The organism is Microbacterium foliorum, assembly GCF_006385575.1.
GTDB classification, from domain to species: Bacteria; Actinomycetota; Actinomycetes; order Actinomycetales; family Microbacteriaceae; genus Microbacterium; species Microbacterium foliorum_B.
This window is the reverse complement of the sequence record NZ_CP041040.1, coordinates 3,110,109-3,128,392: the sequence shown is the minus strand read 5'-3', so window position 1 is coordinate 3,128,392 and position 18,284 is coordinate 3,110,109. Positions and strand designations below refer to the sequence as shown.

Sequence of the window (18,284 nt, the reverse complement as noted above, 5' to 3'; positions counted from 1 at the left end):
ATCTACCTAGTGGAAGGATGACCATGACGGTGTCAGAGGACGCCACAGCGCGGACGCGGTTGCTGCACGCGGCCGCTCGCCTGTTCTATGCCGACGGAATCGCCGCCACGGGAATCAACGCGATCACCGCCGCAGCGGGCGTGGCGCGGATGAGTCTCTACAACAACTTCTCGTCGAAAGACGAGCTGATGCTCGCCTACATCGAGGCACGCCACCAGGAGTGGCTGGGTCTGTACGCGCACCGGGTCGGCGATTCGCCGGACCCGAAGGCAGCCGTCTTGGCCGTCTTCGACGCCTACATCGATCACGCCGACCTCGGATACGAGCACGGTTTCCGCGGATGCGGGCTCCTCAACGCCGCAGCCGAACTCCCTGTGAACTCGCCCGGGCGGGACTCGGTGCGAGGTCACAAAGAACAGGTGGAGCAGATCCTCCTCGCTCAACTGCGCCGTGTGACCACACCTGACGATGCTGCGCGTCTGGCTGAGCACTGTTCCTTCCTTCTCGAAGGTGCGATGACACGTGCAGGGCTCGAAGGCACGTCTCGCAGGCTGGAACAGGCGAAGCAGCTCGCCGCGGGGCTGATCGACGACCTATGAACAGCGGGCGTCTCGCAGGGCTCGCAGCCATCACGGTCACGTCGCTTCTGTGGGGTACGACGGGCACCGCGGCTACGTTCGCGCCCGATGTCGGCCCCCTCGCGATCGGGGCGGCAGCACTCGGCATCGGAGGACTCCTGCAAGCCGTGATCGCCATCCCCGCGCTCCGCGCGAGTCGGGAGGCGCTCCTGCTCCAGAAACGCACCGTCATCGTCGGCGCGATCGCGGTCGCGATCTACCCCCTCGCCTTCTACAGCTCCATGCACACCGCCGGCGTCGCCGTGGGGTCCGTCGTGTCTCTCGCATCGGCCCCACTCGCCTCCGGCATGCTGGAGCGACTCATCGACAAACGACCTCTGAGCCGTTGGTGGATGCTGGCGGCCGCCCTGGGAGTGCTGGGCAGCACACTCCTCTGTGTCTCCAAGATCGACGGGCAAGCCAGCTCCACCACGCACACGTTCCTCGGGATCGCCCTCGGCCTTGTCGCCGGTGCCACCTATTCCACATACTCCTGGGCATCACATCGTCTGATCTCCGACGGCATCGGCCGGGGCGCATCCATGGGTGCCGTCTTCGGCGGCGGCGGTCTTCTCCTCATGCCGGTTCTCGTCCTCACCGGTGCCCCGCTACTGACCTCGCCAGGCAACATCGCCGTCGGCGCCTACATGGCGCTCGTGCCCATGTTCCTGGGATACCTCCTGTTCGGATACGGCCTCACCAAGGTGCCGGCCAGTACCGCCACCACCGTCACGCTCACCGAACCTGCGATCGCCACTGTTCTCGCCGTCCTCATCGTCGGCGAACGCCTCCCCATGCTCGGCTGGATAGGACTCATCGTCATCGCAGCGGTACTGCTCATCCTTGCCCTCGCACCGACCAACAGCGCACGCGCCTCCGAAGCCACGCTGGCAGCGGTTACTGGTACAGGGGAGGCGGCGTAGCCAGCACGGCGATCAGCATCCCCAGCACGAGCACCATGCTGAGCCCCACGACGCTCCATACCGTGGCACGCCGCTCGCGCGTCGGGCGGTCGCCGCTCAACCCCACGAACACGGCAGACAGCAGCAGCACGAGCCAGACCACAAGCGCGATGACGCCCATCCCGATACCGATCGCCCGCTCGGTGTCATCCGAATCCGAGTACTCGATGACCGTGAGGCCCGGACCCGCCAAGCTGAGGCCGGCTGCGCCGAGTATGAGATTTCCGAAGAGTCCGATGAGCGTCGCTGCGATGGCCAGGAAGGCACTGCCGACGATCCGCACGGCCCCATACTGCCAGCTGACGGGCGGGTCAACCCAACGCTTAGCCGTCCGCCATCCGAAGCGTGCCGCCCCGGAGCCAGCGTCAGGAGAAGAGCTGGCGAAGCGCGCCGAGGTCACCGGAGTCGACCACCTTTTGGACCACGTCGATGGTCTCCTGGTTCAGGAACATGCCCTTGAGGGTGTCGTTCCAAATTGCCCGTACGGTGTCCACGTCACCGGCGTCAACTGCCCTGCCCGCGGACTCGATTGCTTGCTGATACGGAATCTGCTGAAACCCAGCGGGCGCGTCACCAGGGCTGTAGTACGGCACCCAGGGAAGGTCGGGGTTGGGGGTGAGCCAGAGCACCTGCCCGGGCTGGATCACGCGCACGTGGTTCATCTCGCCGAGGGTAGGCCACGCGCAGAGCCGTTCAGCGATCACAGCCTCGACGTCGCCAGGTTCAACGGTATAGGTCACGGGAGTGCCGTCCTCATCGACTGTCACCTCGCCCCGCGCGAACTCACGTGCGCCTAGATCCCGGAGAATCCCCTGCCTCTCCCAATACAAACCACCGCCGTCGCCGTAGACCTGAGACATGCCGGAGCAGGTTTCCGGCTCGGTAGATTCCGTCGGCGGAGCCTCGGCAGTCGGCTCAGCGACAGCCGTGGCAACGGGTGCCTTGGGCGTCTGCACTGCCGCTGGTGCTGTCGCGGTGCACCCGGCCAGCGCGGCAGCCGTCACGGCGAGTGCCACGAGTACAGGGGCGAGCTTGTAGGTGCCGGACATGACGCCATACTGACAGACCGGCTTCAACCTCGGGAGGCCAGCCAGCCAGGCGGGCGCGCGTCGGTGCGGCTGGTGCTCAAGCGACACAACTCATCGTGACCCCGACGCTGTTCCTCTGCTGCTGACATCCGGGCCTAGCCCGCCGACATCGGTTCGGTTGTGAGGTCCACTGATCCGAAGGGGAAGGGGTAGAAGAACGTGCCTGTTCCGTCCCAGTCGGTGATCGGGATCATCACGAACCAGATCTGGCTGATCACGACGGATGTGACCGCCAGGATCGCGATGGCGGCGGCAGCCCTGTCGAGGTACCGGAGGGCTGAGGGGATGTCTGCTGCACGGCGGAGCACCAGGGTGATCGCCGCGAAAGCGATCACGGCGATCGCGACGAATACCAACGCGCTGGGTTGCAGAGAGAGGGTCACGCACGTCGGTGCGGTGTCCGTCGCGTTCCCGGAGGCGCCCACGAAGCTGCCGTCCGCGGCGACGCCTCCTGGGCAGTGGCCCTTGTTGCTCGTCATGAAGATGGAGTAACCCGCGGCAGCGGCGAGAGCGACCACGAGCAGACGCCGAACGCGAGCGATGATCTCGACTCCGGGCAGAGAGGACGCCTGCAATGGTGCTTCCGACCTCGAAGTCTGAGACACGATGACACTCCTCGCTCTTTGCACACGACACTATCGACGGGGTCGGTGACGATCCACCCGAGGTTGCAGAGACCTTGCGCCTCAGCGATGTGGATCTTGCGCAGCCTCTGAGACGCATCCACGCAGTTGCCCTGCCGCGGCGGATCCCGGAATTGATAGGTTCCGCTCATGAGGCTGAAAACACCACCGGCGGGGGCGAGCTGGACGCACACCGGAGCGAGAACCGGTTTCGAGGTCGCCTTCTTCGAGGATCCGGATACCGGCCATCGACTGTCCGGACACACCACCGCATCCGAGTCCGCCGCACTGTGGTCGGTCGGCTACGACGTGACGGTGGACCGGCTGTGGAGAACCGTCGCCGTGCGTGCCTCGAATCTGACGTCCGCGGGGGAAGGCAAGCTGACCCTGACCCGCGACCCGGAGGGAAGGTGGACGGCGAACGGTGAGCAGCGACCCGATCTCGACGGATGCTGTGACGTCGATTTCGAGTCGTCGGCGGTGACGAACACGCTTCCTCTCCACCGTCTCGACTTCACCGAGGGAGTCGGCGTCGATGTGCCGGCAGCGTTCGTCCGTGCTGACGATCTCCGCGTGCAACGTCTCGAACAGCGCTACACGTTGATCGAGGCAGACCGCGAGCAGATCCTGTTCCACTACGAGTCATCGACTTTCGATTTCGCGTGCGATCTGCGGTACGACCTCTCGGGGCTCATCGTCGAGTATCCGGGGATCGCGATCAGAGAGCGCTAGGTGAAGGTCCGACCGGAGGGGCGGAGGCGTGCCGCGGACGGCCCGCGCCTCAGGCGATGTACACCTTGCGCAGCGTCTCGGTGACCGTCCATACAGTGCGCTGACCCTCGGCCAGGCGCACGACAGAACCAGGGCCGACCTCGAGCGCGGGCAGCGGCGGGTCGACGAACTCGATCCGGGCGTGACCTGAGAGCACGACGAAGACCTCGTCGACCTCGGTGTCGGATGCCGTGCCGGGCGTCATCTCCCAGATGCCGACCTCGACCTCGCCGATCGTCACCAGTGCGGCGGCGCCCGTCGTGGGCTTCCCGATGATCACCTCGTCCGCCGGCAGTGGTTCGTGCGAGAGCGGCAGCGCCGCGGCATCCACTCCAGTTCCTGGAGCGAGTGCGCCGGCAGCGAGCCCGCTCACGAGTCGAATCCCATGCCGACCGCATCCAGCGTCTTGAGGAACAGGTTGCGCTTGCCCTCGTTGTGATCGGCCCGGTTCATCGCGGCGCGCACGAGGTTGACGCCGATCGAGGCGACCGGCTCGGGCGGGAAGGGGATCGGCTTCTCGCGCACCATCGCGAGTTCGGTGCGCTCGGTCGGCTCGCTCGTCAGCTTGTCGAGCATGACGTCGGCGGCGAAGCGGGCGGCGCCGACGCCGAGGCCCGTGAACCCGGTCGCGTACGTCACGCGCCCCTTGCGTGCGGTGCCGAAGAACGCGCAGAACCGGCTCGACGAATCGATCGCCCCGGCCCAGCGGTGTGTGAAGCGCAGCCCTTCGAGCTGCGGGAACGTCGTGAAGAAGTGCGAGGCGAGCTTGCGGTGACTCTCGGCACGGTCCTCGTATTCGGGGCGCACCTTGCCGCCGAAGTGGTACACCGCGTCGTATCCGCCGAAGAGGATGCGGTTGTCGGCTGTGAGCCGGTAGTAGTGGAACTGGTTGGCGCTGTCGGCCAGGCCCTGGCGGTTCGACCAGCCGATCGAGGCGAGCTGCTCGTCTGTCAGCGGCTCGGTCATCAGCACGTAGTCGTATACCGGAACGGTCATCAGACGGGTGCGCTTGAGCAGCGAGGGGAAGACGTTGGTGGCGAGCGCGACGGCATCCGCTCTGACCTGTCCGCCGTCGCGGGTGACGAGCGTGATCGCGCTCGACCCGTCGCCCACCACTTCGCGTACGAGCGAGTGCTCGTAGATCTCGACCCCGAGCTCGACCGCGACGCGGGCCAGTTCGAGCCCGAGCTTCGCAGGATGCACCAGAGCGCTCGTGTCGCGCTCCCAGGCGCCGGCGAGGAACGTGTCGGAGTGCACCTCGGCCTGCACGGCCTCGCGGTCGAGGAACCCCTCCTCCTCGCGCAGCCACTCGACCTGGTGCGGCTCGACGGCCACGGCCAGCTGACCGGTGCGCTCGAAGTCGACGTCCATGCCATAGCGCTTCACGGTCGCTTCGATGCCGTCGAGGTTCTCGAGCCCCAGCTCTTCGAGGCGGTCGATCTCGTCGGGCCAGCGGGTCACGCCGTTCTCGTGCCCGTGCGTGAGGCTCGCCTCGCAGAATCCGCCGTTGCGCCCCGAGGCCGCCCACGCGATGCGCGACGCTTCGAGCAGCACGACACGTCGCTGCGGATCGCGCTCCTTGGCACGCACTGCGGTCCAGAGACCGGCATACCCGCCGCCGACGATGGCGAGGTCGGCCGTGATGCTCTCGGTGAGTGCGGGATGCGAGACGCGCTCGACGTCATCGAGCCAGAACACGCTGAGAGCCGTGTCGCGCAGCGAGGCGTCGATCACGGCATCCGCGGGGCGGCGACGTTCGAAGACCGTGGTTCCCATGATCACTCCGTGTTTCCGGGCCCGCGCCTCAGCGCGTGCCCCAGTTGTAGAGGTCTTTGTAGAGGCCGGCGTAGAGCAGGCTCTCAGTGTGCGTGATGCCCGGAATCGTGCGGATGCGGGTCGCGATCAGGTCGAGCAGGTGGGTGTCGCTCTCGCACACGGCCTCGACGAGGATGTCGAAGGTGCCGAGCGTGACCACGACGTAGGCGAGCTCGGTGATCTTCGTCAGCTCCTCGGCGATGAGCCGCGGGTCGCCGGTGACGCGGATGCCGATCATCGACATGCGGTTGAAGCCGAGCTGCATCGGGTCTGTCACCGCGACGATCTGGATGATGCCCGCCTCGGTCATCCGCTGCACGCGCTGGCGGGCTGCAGCTTCGCTGAGACCGACCTCGCGACCGATCTCCGCATAGGGGCGGCGGCCGTCCTCCTGCAGCAGCTCGACGATCCGCTTCGAGATGTCGTCGAGTACGGGCTGCTTCGCTGTGGCGCTCATGTGTCGATATTGACAGCATTGCCGCCATCTGGCAACTGATTCCATCGTTCAAGAAGGCTGACTCTTCTGTATTCGTAATCCGATCGCTAGCATGGCGAGTATGGCCACAGAACTTCTTCAGAACTTCATCGGCGGACAGTACGTTCCCGTGAACGGGCACGGGCGGATGCCGCTCATCGACCCCGTGACCGAGGAGACGTATGGCGAGATGCCGGTCTCCGACACTTCCGACGTCGACGCGGCGTACGCCGCGGCATCCGCTGCCTTCCCGCTCTGGCGTGACACGACCCCGGCCGACCGCCAGCTCGCGCTGTTCCGCATCGCCGATGAGATGCAGGCGCGCGCCGAGGAGTTCGCCGACCTCGAGTCGAAGGAAACCGGCAAGCCGCGCGCGAGCCTCGTGACCGACGAGATCCTGCAGTCGATCGACCAGCTGCGGTTCTTCGCCGGCGCCGCCCGCAGCCTCGAAGGTCGGGCAGCGGGGGAGTACCTCGCCGGGCACACCTCGTTCGTGCGCCGTGAGCCGATCGGGGTGATCGGTCAGGTGACCCCCTGGAACTACCCGCTCAACATGGCGGTGTGGAAGATCGCGCCGGCGCTCGCCGCAGGCAACACGGTCGTGCTGAAGCCGGCCGAGTCGACGCCGCTGACCACGCTGCTGCTCGCCGAGATCGTCGCGCTGCACACGCCCGCCGGCACGCTCAACGTCGTGCTGGGCGACCGCGAAACAGGGGTGGCGCTGGTCGAGCATCCGACCCCGCAGATGGTCGCGATCACCGGATCCGTGCGCGCCGGCATGGCGGTCGCGCGGTCGGCGGCGAACGACGTCAAGCGGGTGCACCTCGAGCTCGGCGGCAAGGCGCCCGCGATCGTGTTCCCCGATGCGAACGTCGACAAGGCGGCATCCGGCATCGTCACCGGAGCGTTCTTCAACGCCGGGCAGGACTGCACCGCCGCGACCCGCGTGCTCGTGCACTCGTCACTGCACGACGAGTTCGTCGCGGCGCTGGTCGAGAAGGCGAAGGCGGATGCCCGCACCGGCGGCCCGCACGAGGAGGGCGTGCTCTACGGCCCGCTCAGCAGCGCGGCTCAGCTCGCCCAGGTGCAGGGATTCGTCGACCGCCTGCCCGCGCACGCGACGATCGAGACCGGTGGCGCTCGTCAGGGCGAGAAGGGCTACTTCTTCGAGGCGACCATCGTGTCGGGGATGCACCAGGACGACGAGGCTGTGCAGGGAGAGATCTTCGGCCCGGTGCTCACCGTGCAGTCGTTCGACACCGAGGAGCAGGCGCTCGAGATGGCGAATGACGTGCCCTACGCGCTCGCGTCATCGGTGTGGACGACCGACCACGCCCGTGCGATGCGCTTCTCGCGCGACCTCGACTTCGGCTGTGTGTGGATCAACACGCACATCCCGTTCGTCTCCGACATGCCGCACGGTGGCTTCAAGCACTCCGGCTACGGCAAGGACCTCTCGCAGTACGGCTTCGACGACTACACGCGCATCAAGCACGTGATGTCCGCGCTCGACTGAAGCGAGGACCGCGGCGTCGGTCAGGAGTCGGTGAAGGTCTTGACCCGGCGGTGCTCCCGCAGGCTCACGTCCGGCCGTTCCTCGACCTTGCGCGCTCCGTCGAGCTCCCAGCCGTGGCTGGCGTAGAAAGCGTCGGCGCGCTCGTTCCCGTCGAGCACCCACAGGTAGGCCCGCGTGTGCCCGGCGGCAGTGATCCGCTGCTCGGCCTCTGTGAGCAATGCGCGCCCGACCCCGGTCGACCACTCCGCAGGGTCGGCGTAGATACCGTAGATCTCACCGTCGCCAGCTCCCTCGTCTTCGCGCCCCGACCCGAACGACGTCCAGCCGATGATCCTGCCCTCGCGCTCCGCGACCAGGATGCCGATGATCGTCGGCAGCGGAGCTGAGATGTTCCGTCGCCAGCCGTCAGCGCGATCGGCGATCGACAGGCCATCCAGAATCTCCTGGTCGATGAGCCCGCGGTACGCCGCCTGCCACGAGCGCACATGCACTTCGGCGATCTGGTCGGCATCGGCCACGGCACCGTCACGGATCACCAGGGTCGTCATCCGACCACTCTAGGAGCGAAGTCCGACCGCGCGAGGGGTCGCAGATCGGGGCCCGGGATTACTCGACACGTATGACGCGATGTGTCAAGCTGGCCGCACGTCGAATCCGGGGGGATCATCTTGGCACGACCACTCGCGGGGCCCCAGACCCTGCTTCGAACGCTCAACGGCCGCGCGATCCTCGAGACTCTCGCGCGCCGCGGCCCACTCACCCGCGCTGAACTCGTCGCCGAGACAGGTCTGTCGCGCACAGCCGTGACCCAGGTGCTGCGGATGCTGGAGGCCTCGTCGGCCGTGGCCGCGGCCGGGGTCGATCGTGACACGCGCGGACCGGCGGCGGGGCGCGTCGCACTGCATCCGCAGCTCGGGTTCGCCGCGGCCGTGCACGTCGACGCTCACGCGGCCCATGTCACGCTGGTCGACCCGACCGGGGCAGTGCGAGCCGAGACCCACGCCGCATTCCCCGCGCGCGGTGACCGGGTACAGCACATCGCCGGGCTGGTCGACGCGTGTCTCCGCACGGTCAACGGGCCGCTGCTGCTCGCCGTCGTCGGCATCCCCGGCATCGTCACCGCCGACGGAGGCATCCGCGACGATCAGGGGCCAGACGGCGGTGCGTTCAAGAACGGGCTGGCCGCACGGCTCGGATGCCCGGTGCGGGTCGAGAACGACGTCAATCTCGCAGCGCTCGCCGAACTCTCCGAAGGCACCGGGGCAGAACTCAGCAGCTTCGCGCTGCTGGTCCTCGACGACGGTCTCGGAGCCGGCATCGTCATCGACGGATCCCTGCACCGTGGATTCTCGGGTGTCGCCGGCGAGGTCATGTATCTGCCGCAGAGTCCGCTGCCGATCGGTGCTCCCGTGCTCGGCGACGCCGTCGTGCGCGACCTCGCGCTCGCCCACGGACGCGACCCCGACGAGACGATCGACCAGCACCTCGACGCCGCATGGTCCGGCGACGCGGCCGCACTCGCCATGGCCGCCGAGATGGGGCGCAGACTCACTCTGATCGCGGGCAGCATCGCGCTCGTGATCGACCCGGAGGCGTTTCTGCTCGGCGGCACAGCCGCGCACCCCGCGCTCGCCCGCGCGGCAGCTGAGTTCGCGGAGCAGCTCGCTCCTCAACTGCCGCTCACGCTGGTGGTCTCGTCGTTCGGTCCGGAGGCGCCGCTCATCGGCGCGGTCGGCGAGGCGGCATCCGCCCTCCGGGCGTCGGTGTTCTCACTGGTGCTCCCCGCCTCGGACAGGAGCCGACGATGACCTCAGATCTCGCAGATCGACTCGGCCTCGCACCTGGCGCCAGGGCCGTGATCATCAATGCCGACGACTTCGGCATGTGCCACGCGGCCAACACCGCGATCACCCAGCTGCTCGACGCAGGACGCATCGACTCGACGACCCTGATGGTGCCGTGCGCCTGGGCGCCCGAGGCGATGGCATTCGCAGCCTCGCGCACCGACCTCGACGTCGGTGTGCACCTCGTGCTCACGAGCGAGTGGACCGACTACCGCTGGCGACCCCTCACGGGCACCGCCACGACGCTCGTCGACGAAGCGGGGTACTTTCCCGCTGACGTCCTCGCGATCGAAGAACTCGCGTCGGTCGACGACGTCACCGTCGAGATCGCCGCGCAGCTGCAGACGGCGCTGGATGCCGGTGTCGACGTGACGCACCTCGACAACCACATGGGATCGGTCTACGGTCTGCTCACCGGGCGGGACTTCCTCGGCCCGGTGTTCGAGCTCGCCGCCCGCAGCGGACTGCCGTTCCGGCTGCCTCGGAGCATGGAGGGCACGGGCGACGACGCCGCACTGCAGACGAAGCTCGCAGAGGCATCGGCCGCAGCCGACTCCCTCGGCGTCGAGATCATCGACCGGCTGTGGAGCCACCCGTTCGAAGAGGTCCCCGGCGAATCGTACGAGCAGATCCGCGACGGCTTCATCGCGCTGCTCCGTGCGGTTCCGGCCGGGGTGACCGAGATCTACCTGCACCCCATGGTCGATGACGATGAGCTGCGCGCGGCTGTCGACTTCGCCGCGGCCAAGCGCGGACACGAGCTTCGCCTGCTCTCCGATCCCGCCGTGCTGCAGGCGATCGAAGACGAAGGGCTCGTGCGAGTCGGGTGGCGCGACCTGCGCGATCTGCAGCGGAGTCGGCGCGCATGACCTCGATGACGACGCGGCTGCGCGACCGCCGCCTCGACGACGCTCCCACCAGGGCGCAGGCGATCGCGTTCGGAGCATCCGGCTTCCCGACGCAGCTCATGGCGCAGACGTTCTCGGCGTTCGTCGTCTATTTCTACGTCACGCATCTCGGCGTCGAGCCGACCTGGGTGGCCGCGGCGATGATCGCGCACGGCATCCTGAACGCGGTGCTCAACCCGGTCGTGGGCGCGCTGTCCGACCGCATCCGCACGCCGTGGGGCCGCCGCATCCCCTGGATCGGTCTCGGCATCGTGCCGCTCGTGGTCGCTTTCGCGCTGGTGTGGATGCCGCCGGAGCTGCCGACCGTCGGATTGATCACGTGGTTCCTGGTCGTGGTCGCGGTGTACGACGTCGCGTTCGTGGTGGTCGTGCTGAACATCTCGGCGCTGTTCCCCGAGATCTTCCGCACGACCGACGAGCGGGCGCGCGGCAACGTGCCCCGTCAGATCTTCGCGATACTCGGAATCGTGCTCGGCACCGCGGGCGCGCCCGCTCTCTACGGGTCGATCGGCTGGCCGGGCATGGCGATCGTGCTCTCGGCCGTCTGCCTCGTGCTGCTGGTGTGGTCGTTCTTCGGCGGCATGATCGAGCGTCGGGTGCCGGAGGCGGCATCCGAGGCGATGAGGTGGAGCGACCAGCTGAAGTACACGTTCGCGAACCGGGCTTTCGTGCCCTACGTGCTCGGCTCGCTGTTCATCCAGACGTCGATCGCCGTCGTGCTCGCCGCTCTGCCGTTCTACGTGCGGTACTCGCTGGGTGCCGCCGAGGGGGAGGCCAGTCTGCTGCTGGGCGCGATCTTCGTGACCGCCATCCCGTCGATCGTGCTGTGGAGCGCGATCGTGCGGCGCACCTCACCGCGAGCGGCGCTGCTGTGGAGCGTCGCGGTGTTCGGCATCGCCATGCTCGGCTATATGCTGCCGTCGACGGTGCTCGCCGCTGCGCTCGTCGGTGTCGTGGTGGGCGTCGGAGTCGGCGGCCTGCTGCAGCTGCTCGAAGTCGTGCTCGCGCAGATCATCGACGAGGATGCCACGCGCACCGGACATCGACGAGAGGGCGCCTACTTCGGCGTGAACGGCTTCGTCGTGCGCGGCTCGGTCGTGCTGCAGGCCGTCGTCGCAGCGGCCGTGCTCACGGCATCCGGCTTCGATGCGTCCCTCGGCGATGCGCAGCCTGACGCGGTCGACGGCGGCATTCGCGTGATGGTCGCGGTGGTGCCGCTCGTCTTCGCCGCGCTCGCCTGGCTGTGCTTCTGGCTCTACCCGATCCGCTCCCGAGACCTCTGAGGCCGCACTCGCGACCTCTGACGTCAGGATGCGGCCCGACGCGCCTCCCAGCCCGTCCGCACCATCTCATCGACCGTGTACCGCATCTTCCAGTCGAGGTCGCGGGCGGCGAGCTCGCCGGTGGCGACGATGCGGTCGGGGTCGCCGGGGCGGCGGGGGCCGATCTCGGGGGTGAAGTCGATGCCGGTGACGCGTGCGACAGCATCCATGATCTGCTTCACGCTGAGGCCGTCGCCCGAACCGAGGTTGTAGGCCGCTTCGATCGGCTCGCCGCCGGCGAGGCGCTGCGCGGCGGCGACGTGGGCTGCGGCGATGTCGCCGACGTGCACGTAGTCGCGCACGTTGGTGCCGTCTTCGGTGTCGTAGTCGTCGCCGTTGATGCGCGGGGTCTCGCCGGCGATGAGCTTCTCGAACACGATCGGGAAGAGGTTGTGCGGGCTCACGTCGTAGACGGTCGGGTCGGCCGAGCCGACGACGTTGAAGTAGCGCAGCGACGTGTGGCGCAGCGGCTTGTCGGAGTCGGCGGTCGCGATCGCCTGATCGCGCAGCAGCCATTCGCCGATCAGCTTCGACTCCCCATAGGGGCTTGCCGGCTTCTTGGCGGTGTCTTCGACGACGAGCGCCACGTCGGGGGTGCCGAACACGGCGGCCGACGACGAGAACACGATGTTCGTGACGCCCGCGGCCTCCATCGCCTCGAGGATCACGCGGGTGCCCTCGACGTTCTGCGCGTAGGTGTGCAGCGGACGCTGCACCGAGACCCCGGCGTACTTGTATCCGGCGACGTGGATGACGCCCTCGGCGCGGTGATCGCGCAGCGTCTTCTCGACGAGCTCGCGGTCGAGGATGCTGCCCTGCACGAAGGCCACACCCTCGGGCACGAACGAAGCGACGCCGCTCGAGAGGTCGTCGAGGATGACGGGCGTGAGCCCCGCATCCGCCAGTGCGCGAACGACGTGCGAGCCGATGTAGCCGGCGCCGCCGGTCACGATCCAGGACATTGTGCTCCTCAGGGTGGTGAAGTGTTCAGTATCTCAGGTCGCGATCAACGGACCCTGACCCCGGTCAGGCGTCGCGGCGCGCTCCGGCCGAGGGAACGACGGTGAAGATCACCGGGGCCGCGAACCCGGATGCGGCGAACGCGGCGTTCACGGCATCCGACACCTGCTGCACGGCATCCTGCTCGATGAGCGCGATCGCTGCTCCGCCGAACCCGCCGCCGGTCATGCGAGCGCCGAGCGCACCTGCGGTGAGGGCAGCCTCGACCGCCGTGTCGAGCTCGGGCACCGAGATCTCGAAGTCGTCGCGCATCGAGGCGTGCGAGGCCACGAGAAGATCGCCGATCGCGCGTGGGCCCTCGTCGCGCAGCACCTTCACGGTGTCGAGCACGCGCTGGTTCTCGGTGACCACGTGGCGCACACGACGGAAGGTGACGTCGTCCATGAGCTCTTCGGCGCGCGGCAGGTCGTCGACCGAGACATCGCGCAGGCTCGGCACGCCCATGATCGCGGCGCCGCGCTCACAGGCGGCACGGCGCTCGCCGTAGCCGCCGGTCGAGTGGGCGTGCTTGACCCGCGTGTCCATCACGAGGATCGCGAGGCCGGCCTCGGCGATGCCCACCTGCACGAGGTTGGCGTCGAGCGAGCGGCAGTCGAGGAAGATCGCCGCGTCGGGCTCGCCGAGCATCGAGGCCATCTGATCCATGATGCCGGTCGGGGCGCCGACGGCCTCGTTCTCAGCCCGGCGACCGACGCGGGCGAGCGCGATGCGGTCGAGTCCGGCAGCCCAGAGGTCGTTCAGGGCGGATGCCGTGGCGCTCTCGATCGCGGCGGACGAGGAGAGCCCTGCGCCCACCGGGACGTCGGACGTGATGGCGATGTCGAGGCCCGTGCCGGTGGCGGCCGACGAAGCCACGCCGTCGGCCTGACGCAGCGCCCAGGCGACGCCGAGCGGGTACGCGGCCCATTCGGGCACACCAGGGGCAGTGCCGGACGCGGTGGGGAACAGTTCGTCGAGTTCGTCGAGGGACACCTCGACCGGCTCGGCGGCGAAGGTCGATGCGACGCGCACTCGACCGAGGCCGTCGTCACGGACCCCGACGGCCGCGTACGTGCGGTGCGGGATCGCGAACGGCAGCACGAAGCCGTCGTTGTAGTCGGTGTGCTCGCCGATCAGGTTCACCCGGCCGGGGGCCGACCAGACGCCGTCGGGTGCACGGCCGGTGAGGTCGGTGAAGAGGGCGGTGGCGGCCTCGAGGGTGGGGGCGGTCATGCGGATACCTCGTCTGCAGTGTCTGCGGTGTCTGTCTGGGCGGCGTCTGCCTTGGCGATGGCCTCGCGGATGCGGGCGGCGCCCTGCTCGGGGGTGACCTCTGCGGCCCAGGCCCACATCGCGGCCTCGGAGCCCGCGAGGAACTTGAGCTTGTCGGCTGCTCGGCGGGGGCTCGTGAGCTGCAGGTGCAGCCGCACGCTGTCACGGCCGACGTTGACCGGAGCCTGATGCCAGGCGGCGATGTAGGGGGTCGGGGTGTCGTACAGGGCGTCGACGCCGCGGAGCAGACGCAGGTAGAGGGGAGCGAGCTCGTCGCGCTCGGCATCCGTCGTCTCGGCGAAGTCGGGCACGTGCCGGTGCGGCATCAGGTGCACCTCGAGGGGCCAACGGGCGGCGAAGGGCACGAATGCCGTCCAGTGCTCGCCGCGGAAGACAACGCGCTCGGACGCCTGCTCGGACTCGAGGATGTGCTGGAACAGATCGGGTGCGGTGCGGTCGATCGAGTCGAGCAGGCGCGTGGTGCGCGGCGTCACGTAGGGGTAGGCGTAGATCTGGCCGTGGGGGTGGGGGAGCGTGACTCCGATGGCCTCACCGCGGTTCTCGAACGGGAAGATCTGCTCGATGCCGGGCAGCTTCGAGAGTGCTGCGGTGCGGTCGGCCCAGGCCTCGATCACGGTGCGGGCGCGGGTCACCGACTGGGTTCCGAACGAGCCGGTGTGCTCGGGGCTGAAGCACACGACCTCGCAGCGTCCGACCGACGTGCGGGTGCGACCGAGGCCGAGAGCGGCGAGGTCGTCGAGTCCGCGCGGGGGGTTGCTCGCTTCGGGGGCGGTGCCGGTGGCCTCGGCGAGCGCGGGGCCGAATGCGGGCGAGCGGTTCTCGAACACGGCGACGTCATAGAGCGACGGCACCTCGGACGGGTTGGTCGGCGACTGCGGGGCGAGCGGGTCGGCATCGGCGCTCGGCATCATCACGCGGTTCTGCCGGTTCGCCGCGACCGTGATCCAGTCGCCGGTCAGCACGTCGAGGCGCATGGTGGCGGTCTCGCCGCGGGCATCGAGGGTGCGGGCGTCGACAGCACGCTCGGCACCGAGCGTCGTGTCAGGGTCGTCGAAGTAGATCAGCTCGCGGCCGTCGGCGAGCATGGTGGCTCGTCTGGTGATTCCGGCGGAGAGGGTCTCGGTTCGCAACTCAGCATGTTCGTGCGTGTTCACGTAAACATGGTACGCACACCACCGTGGTAACGTCAACATTCCGGAGTTGTGGACGGGAAGCGGAGGTGCCTGCGGTGGATGACGATCTCCTGCGCGGCCTCGACCGGCCCCGACGCCGCCGCCCGGCATCGGGCCGAGTGTCGATGGCGATGGTCGCCGCACGTGCCGGGGTCTCAGGGCAGACCGTCTCGCGCGTCGTCAACGACAGCCCGCGCGTCGACCCCGTCACCCGTGAGCGTGTCGAGAAGGCCATGGCCGAACTCGGCTACCGCCCGCACCGTGCCGCTCGGGCGCTGCGCACCGGACGCTCGCAGACCATCGGACTCGTCGTCACGACTCTCGCGACCGTCGGCAACTCGCGCATGCTGCAGGCCACCGCCGAGGCTGCGGCCGAGCGTGGCTACGCCCTCACCCTCGTCACGGCAGGCGACAGCGTCGCCGACGCGTTCGAGCGGCTCGCCGAGCAGGAGGTCGACGGCGCGATCGTGCTGAACGAGGCGTCAGCCCTGGTGCCTGCGGCTGAGCGGCCGGCGGGTCTGCGCCTGGTCGTGGTCGATGCTCCGGGGGCCGCCGATCTCGCCGTCGTGCACAGCGATCACGCGGGCGGTGCGGCGGCGGCGACCGCGCACCTGCTGGGGCTCGGACACACGACCGTGCACCATCTCGCCGGACCCGCCGACTCCTTCGCGGCTGCCGAACGCGAGCGCGGATGGCGTGACGCCCTCAGTGCTGCGGGCATCGAGCCGCCGGCGGTCGTGCGCGGCGACTGGAGTGCCGAGGCCGGTTTCGTCGCCGGAGACGCGTTGCGCACAGCATCCGCCGTCTTCTGTGCCAACGACCAGATGGCGCTGGGGCTGCTGCGCGCGCTTGCCGAGGCGGGGCGTCGGGTGCCTGAGGATGTCAGTGTCGTCGGATTCGACGATGTGCCGGATGCTGCGAACTACCGCCCGCCGCTCACGACCATCCGCCAGGATTTCACCGCCCTCGCACACCGGGCCGTCGGCCTGCTCGTCGCCGAGATCGAGGGTGCACCTGGTGCCGCGGCATCCGCTGTCGTGCCGACCCTTCTGGTCGACCGCGCCAGCACCCGCTGAGTCGGGCCGGCCCGGGCCTCGCGGTGCGGGGTCGCTGCGGGGTCGAGAACGGGGCCGGCTCGCGCTGCGGGGTCAAAAAGGCATCGCAAACGCCCGCTTCGGATGCGCTTTTGGCCCCGGCTGACGTGGAGGGTGCATTTTTGACCCCGCACCGCGAGGCGGCTCGCGATCGTCGGGCATCTGGCCGACATCCTCGAGATCTCGCGCGGACTCGGCTATCGGTCGAGGGTGCGCATCGTCCGAGATCGGCCGCAGCACTCGGCGGGGGCTGAGCTGTTGCCGAGTCCGCGGTGCGGGGTCGAAAACGCACCGGAAGAGCCCGTTTCCGATGCGGAAGTGGCCCCGCCTGCGTGGGGCTGTGGTGTGGGGTTGAACCGCACTGGAAACGGCCGGTTCGGATGCGGAAGTGACCCCGCCTGCGCGTCTCCATGGTGCGGGGTCAAAAACGCACCGGAAACGGCCGGTTTGGATGCGCAAGTGACCCCGCACGCGGCAGAACACGGCGAAGCTCGCCCACTGCCACCGAGGAGAGCGTTTTCCCCCGCTGCTTGCACATGAGTCGCGAGCATGGCATGCTGTCGGAAAGCGCTTACCGGACGATGGCGGGCGCAACGGCTTCCCAGAGAACGGACCAGCAATGTCGCAGACGACAACCCGCGAGATCGGGATCATCATGAACGGCGTCTCCGGGCGCATGGGCTACCGGCAGCACCTCGTGCGGTCGATCCTCGCGATCCGTGAACAGGGCGGCATCGAGCTGCCGGACGGATCCCGCATCACGGTGAAGCCGCTGCTCGTCGGCCGCAACGAGGCCAAGCTCGCCGAGCTCGCCGCCAAGCACGGCATCGAGGACTACACGACAGATCTCGACGCGGCCCTCGCCGACCCGAAGTGGGAGATCTACGCCGACTTCCTCGTGACCAAGGCCCGTGCCTCCGCCCTGCGCAAGGCGATCGCGGCCGGCAAGGCCATCTACACCGAGAAGCCCACCGCCGAGTCGCTCGACGAGGCCCTCGAGCTCGCGCGTCTCGCCGACGAGGCGGGCGTCAAGACCGGCGTCGTGCACGACAAGCTCTACCTGCCGGGCCTGCAGAAGCTCAAGCGCCTCATCGACTCCGGCTTCTTCGGCCGCATCCTGTCGGTGCGCGGCGAGTTCGGCTACTGGGTCTTCGAGGGCGACTGGCAGCCCGCGCAGCGCCCGAGCTGGAACTACCGCACCGAAGACGGCGGCGGCATCATCGTCGACATGTTCCCGCACTGGAACTACGTGCTCGAGAACCTCTTCGGCGAGGTCAAGAGCGTCTACGCGCAGGCCGCCGTGCACATCGCCGACCGCTGGGACGAGAACGGCGAGCACTACACCGCCACCGCCGAAGACGCGGCCTACGGCATCTTCGAGATCGAGGGCGGCATCATCGCCGAGATCAACTCCAGCTGGACTGTGCGTGTGAACCGTGACGAGCTGGTCGAGTTCCAGGTCGACGGCACCCACGGATCCGCGGTCGTCGGACTCTTCGGCGCCAAGATCCAGCCGCGCAACGCGACGCCGAAGCCCGTGTGGAATCCCGACCTCGAAGACAGCCACGACTACGACGCCGACTGGCAGAACGTGCCCACCAACGACGTCTTCATCAACGGATTCCGTCAGCAGTGGGAGGAGTACCTGGTCTCGTTCGTCGAGGGCACGAAGTACCCCTTCGACCTGCTCTCCGGTGCCCGCGGCGTGCAGTTCGCCGAGGCCGGACTGACCTCGAGCGCCGAGGGCCGCAAGGTCGCGCTCGAACCGCTGACGCTGGGTTGAGC

General features: G+C 68.5%; 19 protein-coding genes. 9 read left to right on the top strand and 10 right to left on the bottom strand.

The window, feature by feature from the left end:
* Nucleotides 1-23: 23 nt before the first annotated feature.
* Both FIV50_RS15180 and FIV50_RS15175 read left to right on the top strand, forming a co-directional pair.
* Nucleotides 24-599: a TetR/AcrR family transcriptional regulator gene (locus FIV50_RS15180; RefSeq protein ID WP_258184299.1), complete on the top strand. Its 576-nt coding sequence runs from the start codon at nucleotides 24-26 to the stop codon at nucleotides 597-599.
* A complete protein-coding gene (locus FIV50_RS15175) occupies nucleotides 596-1,540 on the top strand; it encodes a DMT family transporter (protein WP_140038149.1) in 945 nt (314 codons plus the stop codon). Before FIV50_RS15180 ends, FIV50_RS15175 begins: the two co-directional genes overlap by 4 nt.
* On the opposite strand, the gene FIV50_RS15170 is transcribed toward FIV50_RS15175, so the two are convergent.
* From FIV50_RS15170 to FIV50_RS15160, 3 genes are all read right to left on the bottom strand, one after another.
* Nucleotides 1,515-1,862 (bottom strand): hypothetical protein, encoded by a 348-nt coding sequence (locus tag FIV50_RS15170; protein ID WP_140038148.1) that lies wholly within the window; start codon nucleotides 1,860-1,862, stop codon nucleotides 1,515-1,517. The genes FIV50_RS15175 and FIV50_RS15170 overlap by 26 nt on opposite strands.
* An 82-nt stretch (nucleotides 1,863-1,944) precedes the next feature.
* The gene (locus FIV50_RS15165) at nucleotides 1,945-2,628 is read right to left on the bottom strand and encodes a hypothetical protein (RefSeq protein ID WP_140038147.1); all 684 of its coding nucleotides are present in this window, start codon (nucleotides 2,626-2,628) and stop codon (nucleotides 1,945-1,947) included.
* A gap of 134 nt (nucleotides 2,629-2,762) precedes the next feature.
* Entirely contained in the window at nucleotides 2,763-3,272 is a 510-nt protein-coding gene (locus tag FIV50_RS15160) for a hypothetical protein (RefSeq protein WP_140038146.1), read from the bottom strand.
* A 168-nt stretch (nucleotides 3,273-3,440) separates the two neighbouring features.
* Here FIV50_RS15160 and FIV50_RS15155 point away from each other — a divergent pair, with 168 nt between their 5' ends.
* Nucleotides 3,441-4,022: a putative glycolipid-binding domain-containing protein gene (locus FIV50_RS15155; protein ID WP_140038145.1), complete on the top strand. Its 582-nt coding sequence runs from the start codon at nucleotides 3,441-3,443 to the stop codon at nucleotides 4,020-4,022.
* A 49-nt stretch (nucleotides 4,023-4,071) separates the two neighbouring features.
* Here the strand turns inward: FIV50_RS15155 and FIV50_RS15150 are convergent, their stop codons facing one another.
* The 3 genes from FIV50_RS15150 to FIV50_RS15140 are packed head-to-tail and all read right to left on the bottom strand — an operon-like array spanning nucleotide 4,072 to nucleotide 6,333.
* Complete coding sequence (locus FIV50_RS15150; RefSeq protein WP_140038144.1) at nucleotides 4,072-4,434, bottom strand: cupin domain-containing protein; 363 nt, start codon at nucleotides 4,432-4,434, stop codon at nucleotides 4,072-4,074.
* On the bottom strand, nucleotides 4,431-5,837 hold the full coding sequence (locus FIV50_RS15145) for an NAD(P)/FAD-dependent oxidoreductase (RefSeq protein ID WP_140038143.1): 1,407 nt from the start codon (nucleotides 5,835-5,837) through the stop codon (nucleotides 4,431-4,433). The genes FIV50_RS15150 and FIV50_RS15145 overlap by 4 nt, the downstream gene beginning before the upstream one ends.
* A 28-nt stretch (nucleotides 5,838-5,865) precedes the next feature.
* Nucleotides 5,866-6,333 carry an Lrp/AsnC family transcriptional regulator gene (locus FIV50_RS15140; RefSeq protein WP_140038142.1) on the bottom strand — a complete coding sequence of 156 codons (468 nt, stop codon included), beginning with the start codon at nucleotides 6,331-6,333 and terminating at the stop codon, nucleotides 5,866-5,868.
* Between the two features lie 100 nt (nucleotides 6,334-6,433).
* On the opposite strand from FIV50_RS15140, the gene FIV50_RS15135 reads away from it, so the two are divergent.
* Nucleotides 6,434-7,867: a gamma-aminobutyraldehyde dehydrogenase gene (locus tag FIV50_RS15135; RefSeq protein WP_140038141.1), complete on the top strand. Its 1,434-nt coding sequence runs from the start codon at nucleotides 6,434-6,436 to the stop codon at nucleotides 7,865-7,867.
* 20 nt (nucleotides 7,868-7,887) lie between these two features.
* Here the strand turns inward: FIV50_RS15135 and FIV50_RS15130 are convergent, their stop codons facing one another.
* Nucleotides 7,888-8,415 (bottom strand): GNAT family N-acetyltransferase, encoded by a 528-nt coding sequence (locus tag FIV50_RS15130; RefSeq protein ID WP_140038140.1) that lies wholly within the window; start codon nucleotides 8,413-8,415, stop codon nucleotides 7,888-7,890.
* 120 nt (nucleotides 8,416-8,535) lie between these two features.
* On the opposite strand from FIV50_RS15130, the gene FIV50_RS15125 reads away from it, so the two are divergent.
* Genes FIV50_RS15125 through FIV50_RS15115 form a run of 3 tightly spaced genes read left to right on the top strand, consistent with a single transcriptional unit; the run spans nucleotide 8,536 to nucleotide 11,902 of the window.
* Nucleotides 8,536-9,675 carry an ROK family transcriptional regulator gene (locus FIV50_RS15125; protein ID WP_140038139.1) on the top strand — a complete coding sequence of 380 codons (1,140 nt, stop codon included), beginning with the start codon at nucleotides 8,536-8,538 and terminating at the stop codon, nucleotides 9,673-9,675.
* The gene (locus FIV50_RS15120) at nucleotides 9,672-10,580 is read left to right on the top strand and encodes a polysaccharide deacetylase family protein (RefSeq protein WP_140038138.1); all 909 of its coding nucleotides are present in this window, start codon (nucleotides 9,672-9,674) and stop codon (nucleotides 10,578-10,580) included. Before FIV50_RS15125 ends, FIV50_RS15120 begins: the two co-directional genes overlap by 4 nt.
* Nucleotides 10,577-11,902 carry an MFS transporter gene (locus FIV50_RS15115; RefSeq protein ID WP_140038137.1) on the top strand — a complete coding sequence of 442 codons (1,326 nt, stop codon included), beginning with the start codon at nucleotides 10,577-10,579 and terminating at the stop codon, nucleotides 11,900-11,902. The genes FIV50_RS15120 and FIV50_RS15115 overlap by 4 nt, the downstream gene beginning before the upstream one ends.
* A gap of 23 nt (nucleotides 11,903-11,925) precedes the next feature.
* Here the strand turns inward: FIV50_RS15115 and galE are convergent, their stop codons facing one another.
* The 3 genes from galE to galT form a co-directional block, all read right to left on the bottom strand.
* A complete protein-coding gene (gene galE / locus FIV50_RS15110) occupies nucleotides 11,926-12,903 on the bottom strand; it encodes a UDP-glucose 4-epimerase GalE (protein WP_140038136.1) in 978 nt (325 codons plus the stop codon).
* 64 nt (nucleotides 12,904-12,967) lie between these two features.
* Complete coding sequence (gene galK / locus FIV50_RS15105) at nucleotides 12,968-14,173, bottom strand: galactokinase (RefSeq protein ID WP_140038135.1); 1,206 nt, start codon at nucleotides 14,171-14,173, stop codon at nucleotides 12,968-12,970.
* Nucleotides 14,170-15,318: a galactose-1-phosphate uridylyltransferase gene (gene galT, locus FIV50_RS15100; protein ID WP_258184497.1), complete on the bottom strand. Its 1,149-nt coding sequence runs from the start codon at nucleotides 15,316-15,318 to the stop codon at nucleotides 14,170-14,172. Before galT ends, galK begins: the two co-directional genes overlap by 4 nt.
* A gap of 212 nt (nucleotides 15,319-15,530) precedes the next feature.
* Between galT and FIV50_RS15095 the strand changes: the two genes are divergently transcribed.
* On the top strand, nucleotides 15,531-16,481 hold the full coding sequence (locus FIV50_RS15095) for a LacI family DNA-binding transcriptional regulator (protein ID WP_140038819.1): 951 nt from the start codon (nucleotides 15,531-15,533) through the stop codon (nucleotides 16,479-16,481).
* Between the two features lie 637 nt (nucleotides 16,482-17,118).
* On the top strand, nucleotides 17,119-18,282 hold the full coding sequence (locus FIV50_RS15090) for a Gfo/Idh/MocA family protein (RefSeq protein WP_140038133.1): 1,164 nt from the start codon (nucleotides 17,119-17,121) through the stop codon (nucleotides 18,280-18,282).
* Nucleotides 18,283-18,284: the final 2 nt, after the last annotated feature.